Source organism: Streptomyces sp. A18, from assembly GCF_059026065.1.
This window is the reverse complement of the sequence record NZ_JBWLKL010000003.1, coordinates 539076-547774: the sequence shown is the minus strand read 5'-3', so window position 1 is coordinate 547774 and position 8699 is coordinate 539076. Positions and strand designations below refer to the sequence as shown.

Here is an 8699-nt window from a genome sequence, read left to right as displayed (position 1 = left end):
AAGGGGCTATAGCTCAGTTGGTAGAGCGCCTGCATGGCATGCAGGAGGTCAGGAGTTCAATTCTCCTTAGCTCCACAGCAGATGAGAGCGGGCCACCCGGATCGGGTGGCCCGCTTTCGTGTGTCTCGCTCCCGTCTGTCACGCTCCCGTGTGTCTCGCTTCCGTCTCGCCGGGTGTCTCCCAGGAGGCCCGTCGGCGGTTCGTCACCGTCCGCTGCCGAGCGCCTTGCGGCCACGGCCGCGGCCCGGCGGCAGCGCGAGCGGCAGCGCCGTGCGGGGCGACGGCATGGAGGGGTCCTCCTCGATGCGCAGCGCGAGCGCGGGGCAGCGGCGTACGGCACGCTCGGCGCGTGCTTCGGAGTACCGCGGTACGGAGGCCTCCGCGACGCCGGGGAAGCCGTCGGGGCCCAGCTGGATCAGCTCGGGGACGATGTCCGCGCACAGCCCGTGGCCCTGGCAGAGCGTCCAGTCGACGGCGAGCTTGCGGCCGCTGGGGGCCTCCGCCCCAGAGGCTTCCGCCTGGAGCGGCAGGACGCCCTCCACGGGGCGACCGCAGCCGCCGCCCAGGACGTGTGCGGCGAGGTCGTCCGTGAACGCCGAGATGCTGGATTCGATGAAGGCCGCCGTGCCGTCGGGGTGCTTGCAGGCGCCGCGCCGCTTCACGGCGCGCGTTACCTCGCGCAGCGCCTCCAGGGCGGTGGGACCGCCGCCGTCCAGGACGTCCGCGAGGCCGCGGGCCGCAGCGGGAAGGCCCAGATAGCAGGGGCCGCACTGGCCTGCGCTCTCCGAGGCCAGCCAGTTCGCCACCTGCAGCGACTCCCCGAGCGGGCAGGTGCCTGGGCCGATGGGCAGGATCGCGCCCGCGCCGAGCGCGCCGCCGCAGGCCTCCAGGGAGGCGCGTGAGACGACCGCGTCATGAGCGGTGATCGCGTCGAGCCACTTGCCGTGGTAGCCGCCCGTCAGGACACCCTGGGGGAGCGGAGGGGCACCGGCCAGCTGCAGGACGTACCGCAAGGGCACTCCTGTGGGGACCTCGACGACCATGGGTCTGGCGACGGCTCCGGAGACGGTGAGCAGCACCGTCCCGGGCTCCTCGCGCAGGCCGGTGCGGCAGTAGCGGTCGGCGCCGATCCGGGCGGCGACCGCGAGCTGGGCGAAGGTCTCCGCGTTCGACAGCAGGGTGGGCGCTCCGCCCACCCCGGAGTCGGACGTGCGCACCTTGCGCCCCGGCGGCATCGGCGGGCCGCCGTCCGCCGAGCGCACCAGGGCGGACGACTCTCCGGTCACCATGCGGACCGGATTGCGCTGCACGCGCGCGCGGATGCTCGATCCGCGCCGGTTGGTCAGGCCGCGCTCGGCGAGCGCCGCGAGCATCGAGGACTCGGTGGAGTCCCGGGTCACACCCACGACGAGCGTGCGGGCGCCCAGGGCCTCGGCGGCAAGAAGGGCACCGTCGAGGATGAGGTGCGGGGCGCGGTTGATCAGGACGGTGTCCTTGCGGCAGGCGGGCTCGTCCTCGCTGCCGTTGACGACGACCACGGGGCGCACACCCCGGCGTATCGCCGCGTCGGCGACCGCGCGCAGCTTCTGGGCGAAGGGGAAGCCCGCGCCGCCCCTGCCGCGCAGCGAGACGGCCTCGGAGAGGGCGGCGAGGGATTCGCCCGCGATGGGTTCGAGCGGGCCGTGCACTTTCAGGTGCATCGCCAGATCGAGGCGCTCGACCAGATCGAAACCCGAGGTCAGGAGCGGAAGCCCGACGACGCGGACTTCGGGGACGTCGGGCAGCGACGCGTTCACTTGGGGCCTCCGGTGGCGGCGTTCCAGGGCTCGCCCGAACTCGGCGCCTGGAAGGTCTGGGGCAGCGGTTCGGTGGCGGGGCCGCTGTCGTACGGGGCTTGGTACGGGGCCTCGTACGGGGCGTTGTGGGCCGCGTCGTACGGAGAGTCGTACGCGGTGTCATGGGAGCGGTAGGGGGCTTCCTCGGAGCCGTACGCCGTGGAGTGGGTGTCGTACGAGGTGTCGTACGGGATGTGGGGCGCCTCGGCAGGGGGAGGCGGCGAAGGAGCCGGCCAGCGGGGCGGCGGTGGATCGGTGCGGGGCAGGACCTCCGTGGGCTGGTTGTTGGAGGCGAGGACGCGGTAGGCCGCCGCGATGCCGACCACCGGGTCGGACCCGGGTTCGGGGGCACGGCCGGGAGCGGCGGCCGTGCCGGGGAGCGGGGACTCGGCGGTGTTCCGGTGGACGGGCTCTCTGCTGCCCGCCCTGCCCTCCGGTTCGAGCAGGGCCAGGATCCGGGCGGCCACCTTGCGCTTGATCGGCAGCGGGGCCGCGCGCAACGCGACGGCACCCGCGACGGAGGCCAGGCAGAGGCAGTAGAGGGCGATCACCCACGGCTTGGGCTCGCGGCCCGCGTACAGACCGTGGATCAGCGCCGAACACCAGGCGGGGTAGGCCAGCATGTGCAGCGCACGCCAGCGCGACGCGACCTGGACGGGCGAGGCGAAGGCGCTGCGCAGGGCCCCGGTGACGCCCGTGACCACCATGAGGAGCCCGGCGAGCGAGCCGAGGCCGATGAGCCCGTCACTGCCCGAGAAACCGAGCCCGAAGGGGATCAGGGCGCCGAGCGGCGACACGTGGTCGAGCGCGAGTTTGACGGTGACGTGGAGCAGCAGGAAGCCGATGGAGGCGACGGCTGTGGCCCGGTGCACGGCCTGGGCGAGCAGTCGCTGACGGGAGTGCAGGAACAGCCGGTCCGTGGCGACCAGGCCCCAGACGACGGCGGCGGTCAGGGCGACCAGGGACAGGACGCCCGTGGTGAAGTCCAGAGTGGCGCGGAAGGCGTCGCTCCCGACGACCACGAGCAGGGGTATGAGCAGCAGTGCTGCGGTGGTGAGAACTCCGCGGGTGCTTCTGCTCGGTTCGGGGAAGGCTGGGAACGAACGGCTTCTGCGGTTGGAGCGGTTGGAGCGGTTGGTGCGGCTCTTGCGGGGAGGATTCAGAGGGTTCATGGGGGCGACTCCGAAATGGCTCGATCGCCGCATGCTAAGTGGCCGCATACCAGTGAGTACGAGGTTTGAGTTATTGCGTTGTTATCTAAACGCGATGCGATCTTGGTGTTGCCCCGATAGGGGTCGGTACGCGGAGTAACCTTTGGCCAAAGGTTGGGTGCGGGCCGGGTTCCGGGCCTCCAGTGGCCCACGGAGCGGCCGAGGAGTGGGTGCGGCGGAACCTCGTCGCGGGCCGCGCGAGCGCTGCGGTACCCTGACGCCATGCGTGCCGTACGCCTTCTGCTTAGCGGGCCGCGCTGATCAGTCCCGACCGCCGGAAAATCGCGGTCGGCATCGGCGCGGCGTCCCCTCCTGTGTGAGGGGATTTTTCATTTGGCCGGGACGGTCATTTCCGCAGGCAGAGACGATCGATGGAGCTTTGAGGATCATGAGCGAGACGAATTCTGCTGCCGCCTCCGAGGTGGCCGCACCGCACCGCTATACGGCCGCCCTGGCCGCCGACATCGAGGCACGCTGGCAGGACTTCTGGGACGCGAACGGCACGTACGAAGCGCCCAACCCGAGCGGTGACACGGCCGGTGACCTGGCTGCTGTGGGTGACGCGCAGGCCGCGCTGGTCGCCAGGCCCAAGCAGTTCATCATGGACATGTTCCCCTACCCCTCCGGCGCCGGCCTGCACGTCGGCCACCCCCTGGGGTACATCGCCACGGACGTCTACGCCCGCTTCCAGCGCATGACGGGCCACAACGTCCTGCACACCCTGGGCTTCGACGCCTTCGGCCTGCCCGCCGAGCAGTACGCCGTGCAGACGGGCACGCACCCCCGGGTCTCCACCGAGGCCAACATCGAGAACATGAAGTCGCAGCTGCGCGGTCTGGGCCTGGGCCACGACAAGCGCCGCTCCTTCGCCACGATCGACCCGGACTACTACAAGTGGACCCAGTGGATCTTCGTACAGATCTTCAACTCCTGGTACGACGCGGAGGCGAAGAGGGCCCGCCCGATCGCCGACCTGGTGGCGCAGTTCGAAGCCGGTGAGCGCCCCGTACCGGGCTCCACGCGCGCGTGGAGCGAGCTGACCGCCGACGAGCGGGCCGACCTGCTGAGCCAGTACCGCCTGGCGTACGCCTCGGACGCGCCCGTCAACTGGTGTCCCGGCCTGGGCACCGTCCTGGCGAACGAGGAGGTCACCGCCGACGGCCGGTCCGAGCGCGGCAACTTCCCCGTCTTCAAGGCCAAGCTGCGCCAGTGGAACATGCGCATCACCGCCTACGCGGACCGCCTGCTGGACGACCTGGACGGCCTGGACTGGCCCGATGCCATCAAGCTGCAGCAGCGCAACTGGATCGGCCGCTCCGAAGGCGCGCGGGTCGACTTCCCCGTGGGCTCCGAGGGCGACGCGATCACCGTCTTCACCACCCGTCAGGACACCCTGTTCGGCGCGACCTACATGGTCCTGGCGCCCGAGCACGAGCTGGTCGACCGGGTCGTCCCCGACGTCTGGCCCGAGGGCACCCACGAGGTGTGGACCGGCGGACACGCCACCCCCGCGGAGGCCGTCGAGAAGTACCGCGCCTTCGCCGCCTCCAAGTCCGACGTGGAGCGCCAGGCCGACGCCAAGGAGAAGACCGGCGTCTTCACCGGCGTCTACGCCACCAACCCGGTCAGCGGCGAGCAGGTCCCGGTCTTCATCGCCGACTACGTACTGATGGGTTACGGCACCGGCGCGATCATGGCCGTCCCGGCGCACGACAGCCGCGACTTCGCCTTCGCGCGCGCCTTCCACCTGCCGATGCACTGCGTCGTCGAGCCGTCGGACGACCGCGGCACCGACACGGCGACGTGGGACGAGGCCTTCTCCTCGTACGAGGCGAAGCTGACCAACTCCTCGAACGCGGAGATCTCCCTGGACGGCCTGGGCGTCATCGACGCCAAGGCGCGCATCACCGGCTGGCTGGCCACGCGCGGCATCGGCGAGGGCACCGTCAACTTCCGTCTGCGCGACTGGCTGTTCAGCCGCCAGCGCTACTGGGGCGAGCCCTTCCCGATCGTCTACGACGAGGACGGCATCGCCCACTCGCTGCCCGAGTCGATGCTGCCCCTGGAACTGCCGGAGGTCGACGACTACTCCCCGCGTACCTTCGACCCGAACGACGCGGACACCTCCCCGGAGACGCCGCTGTCCCGCAACGAGGACTGGGTCAACGTCACCCTGGACCTGGGAGACGGGCCCAAGAAGTACCGCCGCGAGACCAACACGATGCCCAACTGGGCCGGTTCGTGCTGGTACGAGCTGCGCTACCTGGACCCGCACAACGACCAGAAGCTGGTCGACCCGGCCATCGAGCAGTACTGGATGGGCCCGCGCGAGGGTCAGCCCACAGGCGGCGTCGACCTGTACGTGGGCGGCGCCGAGCACGCGGTGCTGCACCTGCTGTACGCCCGCTTCTGGTCGAAGGTGCTGTTCGACCTGGGGTACATCTCGTCCAGCGAGCCGTTCCACAAGCTGTTCAACCAGGGCATGATCCAGGCCTACGTGTACCGCGACAGCCGCGGCTTCCCGGTCCAGGCCACCGAGGTCGAGGAGCGCGACGGCCAGTACTTCTTCGAGGGCGAGCCGGTCAAGCGCGAGCTGGGCAAGATGGGCAAGTCCTTGAAGAACGCGGTCACTCCGGACGAGATCTGCGAGGAGTACGGCGCGGACACCCTGCGTCTGTACGAGATGGCGATGGGCCCGCTGGACGTCTCGCGCCCGTGGGACACGCGCGCGGTAGTCGGCCAGTACCGCCTGCTGCAGCGCCTGTGGCGCCTGATCGTGGACGAGTCGACGGGTGAGGTCACCGTCGCGGACGTCGCGGAGTCGGACATCGCGGAGGGCACGCTGCGCGCCCTGCACAAGGCGATCGACGGCGTGCGCCAGGACCTGGACGGCATGCGGTTCAACACCGCCATCGCCAAGATCACGGAGCTGAACAACTACCTGACCAAGGAGGGCGGCGCGCTGCCGCGCTCGGTCGCCGAGCGTCTGGTGCTGCTGATCGCTCCGCTGGCCCCGCACGTCGGCGAGGAGCTGTGGCGCAAGCTGGGCCACAGCGACACGGTCGTCCACCAGGACTTCCCCGTGGCCGACCCGGCGTACGTCGTGGACGAGACGGTGACCTGCGTCGTGCAGATCAAGGGCAAGGTCAGGGCGCGCCTGGAGGTCTCCCCGGCCATCTCGGACGAGGAGCTGGAGAAGGTGGCCCTGGGCGACGAGCGGGTGCTGGCGGCGCTGGACGGTGCCGGGATCCGCAAGATCATCGTGCGGGCGCCGAAGCTGGTGAACATCGTCCCGGCGTAGTTCTGGCGCGGTCCTGGTGCAGTCCCGGCGTAGTGTCGGCGTGGTCCTGGCATCGTCGCGGCGTAGTTCTGGTGTAACGCGTCGGGGTCTTCCCTTACGGGCAGGTTGGGGGTTCCGTTGGAACCCTCGGCCTGCCCTTTGCGTTTACCGTTGAAGAGTCGGTGCGGAACTCGCCGCAGGACCTGAGGGGAGCGTCATGGAAGCCGTGGGCGTGATCGTGGCGCTGCTCGTGGTGCTGTTTCTAGTCTTTGGGGTGTACATGACGGTGAAGGCCGTCGGTGCCGCCAAGCGCGGCGTGGACCGCACGATCTCGCAGGCCCGCCGTTCGGTGGAGGACACGACGCTCCGTGCCAAGAGCTTCGCCCAGGTGGGCGCGGCCGGTGAACTGGCCCAGCTGCGACTCTCGTTGCGCACGTCGATGCGGGCCACGCAGGACGCACTCCAGGCGGGCGTGGTCGAGGACGCCTCGCTGAAGGAGTCCCTGGGGCTCTTCGAACGGCTCAGCGCGCATGGGCACGAGCTGGACGACGAGCTCCGGCGCCTCGAGCGGGACCCGGACAAGGTGGCCCTGGCCGAGCGGCTCCCCGCGCTGCGGGAGCGCACGGCGCAGATCACGAAGTCGGCTGACTCGCTGCGGTGGGTGGTGCGCGATCGGGCCCACCGGTTCGCGGACGACGATCTGGACTCGCTGAGCTCGCAGATCGACCTGGAGACCGGCGCGCTGCGGCACTGGACGACGGAGCCGTTGCCCACGCAGACCCCTGCCGCGTGGCCCGAGCCGGCGGCGGACGCGGGCAAGGACGGTGCGCAGGAGCCGTCGAAGCTTTCGGAGCAGTCGGGTCGGCCGGAGCAGTCGGGCCGACCGGGTACGTCGGGTAGGTCGGGAAGGCCAGGGGAGTCGAGGCAGTCCGCATCGGCTCAGGAGTCGGAGCGGCCCGCCATCACGCCGCCGACACCGCGGCCCACTTACCCCTGGGAGAAGCAGGCCAGGCCCGAGAGCACGACGTGACCGCGAGGGCGACCTCGCACGGCCGGGAGCGCGGCTGGCAGACTGACCCGCAAGGGGTCGGGCTGCCGCCGTCGGGCCCAGGCAGGTAATCTCCACCGCATGTCCCGTCATGTCGCGATCGTCACGGATTCAACGGCCTATCTGCCGCAGCGGACGATGGAGCGGCACGGCATCACGTCGGTACCTCTGACCGTGGTCCTCGGTGACCAGGCACTCGAAGAGGGCACCGAGATCTCCGCCCGCTCCCTGGCCCTGGCCCTGCAGAAGCGGCGCTCTGTGACCACCTCGCGGCCGAGCCCCGAAGTCTTCGCGGAGACCTATCGCAAGGTCGCCGCCGCGGGCGCGACGGCCATCGTCTCGCTGCATCTGTCCGCCGAGTTCTCGGGCACGTACGACGCGGCGGTCCTCGCGGCGAAGGACGCGCCGGTACCGGTGCGGGTGGTGGACACCGGAATGGTCGCGATGGCCCTGGGTTTCTGCGCCCTCGCGGCTGCGGAGGCGGCCGAGTCCGGCGGCTCGGCGGACGATGCGGTGACCGCGGCGGAGAAGCGGGCCGCGAACACGTCCGCGTACTTCTACGTCGACACGCTGGACTATCTGCGCCGGGGCGGCCGGATCGGCGCCGCACAGGCGCTGCTGGGCTCGGCGCTCGCCGTGAAACCGCTGCTCCAGCTGGACGGCGGGCGGATCGAGATGCTGGAGAAGGTGCGGACGGCGTCGAAGGCGATCGCGAGGCTCGAGGAGATCGTGATCGAACGGGCCGGGGCGAACCGCGTCGACATCGCGGTGCATCATCTGGCGGCGCCGGAACGGGCGTCGACCCTCGCGGACAGGCTCAGGGACCGGGTGCCGGGCCTGGCGGAGCTGCATGTGAGTGAGGTCGGCGCGGTGATCGGGGCGCATACGGGGCCGGGGTTGTTGGGGGCTGTGGTTTCGCCCTGGTGAGGTGGGGGAGCGAGGTGGGGTGAGGCGAGGTGTGTGGGTGCGGTGCGGCCTGCGGTGCGGTGCGCTTGAGGGTGACGGACTTATCCACAACCGCTGGGTAATCCACGGGAATTGACCAAGATCAACAAAATTCCGTGGCGGTGCCTAGCGTCGTCGGTATGACACTTCGATCACTTTCACGGACACCTGCCGCCACGAGCGGACCGGGCCGAGGCCCCGCGTCCGACGGCCGCGCCTTGGACGGCCGCGCCTCGGAGTACCGCGCTCCCGGCGGCCCGACTTCCGATGCCGACGACCGCACGCACCACCGCCATGCCCGTCGTCGGGCGACCAGGCGCAGACACTCTTCGGCGGAGGCGCGAGCGCGGGCCCAGGCGTTGCGGCAGCGCGCGGAGTCA

The 8699-nt window shown here is 70.7% G+C and carries 5 protein-coding genes and 1 tRNA gene; 4 read left to right on the top strand and 2 right to left on the bottom strand.

Annotated elements, in window-relative coordinates; all coding sequences use genetic code 11:
* Positions 1–2 precede the first annotated feature (2 nt).
* Positions 3–75 (top strand) — tRNA-Ala (locus AC5P1C_RS08105).
* A gap of 128 nt (positions 76–203) precedes the next feature.
* Here AC5P1C_RS08105 and AC5P1C_RS08100 read toward each other — a convergent pair.
* Positions 204–1796 (bottom strand): NADH-ubiquinone oxidoreductase-F iron-sulfur binding region domain-containing protein, encoded by a 1593-nt coding sequence (locus AC5P1C_RS08100; protein ID WP_493864954.1) that lies wholly within the window; start codon positions 1794–1796, stop codon positions 204–206.
* The gene (locus AC5P1C_RS08095; RefSeq protein WP_493864953.1) at positions 1793–3007 is read right to left on the bottom strand and encodes a ferric reductase-like transmembrane domain-containing protein; all 1215 of its coding nucleotides are present in this window, start codon (positions 3005–3007) and stop codon (positions 1793–1795) included. The genes AC5P1C_RS08100 and AC5P1C_RS08095 overlap by 4 nt, the downstream gene beginning before the upstream one ends.
* 427 nt (positions 3008–3434) lie before the next feature.
* Here AC5P1C_RS08095 and leuS point away from each other — a divergent pair, with 427 nt between their 5' ends.
* The 3 genes from leuS to AC5P1C_RS08080 all read left to right on the top strand — a co-directional run bounded on the left by leuS (position 3435) and on the right by AC5P1C_RS08080 (position 8301).
* On the top strand, positions 3435–6347 hold the full coding sequence (gene leuS / locus AC5P1C_RS08090; RefSeq protein ID WP_493864952.1) for a leucine--tRNA ligase: 2913 nt from the start codon (positions 3435–3437) through the stop codon (positions 6345–6347).
* 196 nt (positions 6348–6543) lie between these two features.
* Positions 6544–7356: a hypothetical protein gene (locus AC5P1C_RS08085; RefSeq protein ID WP_493864951.1), complete on the top strand. Its 813-nt coding sequence runs from the start codon at positions 6544–6546 to the stop codon at positions 7354–7356.
* Positions 7357–7455: 99 nt separating this feature from the next.
* A complete protein-coding gene (locus AC5P1C_RS08080) occupies positions 7456–8301 on the top strand; it encodes a DegV family protein (RefSeq protein WP_493864950.1) in 846 nt (281 codons plus the stop codon).
* The last annotated feature ends 398 nt before the right edge of the window (positions 8302–8699 follow it).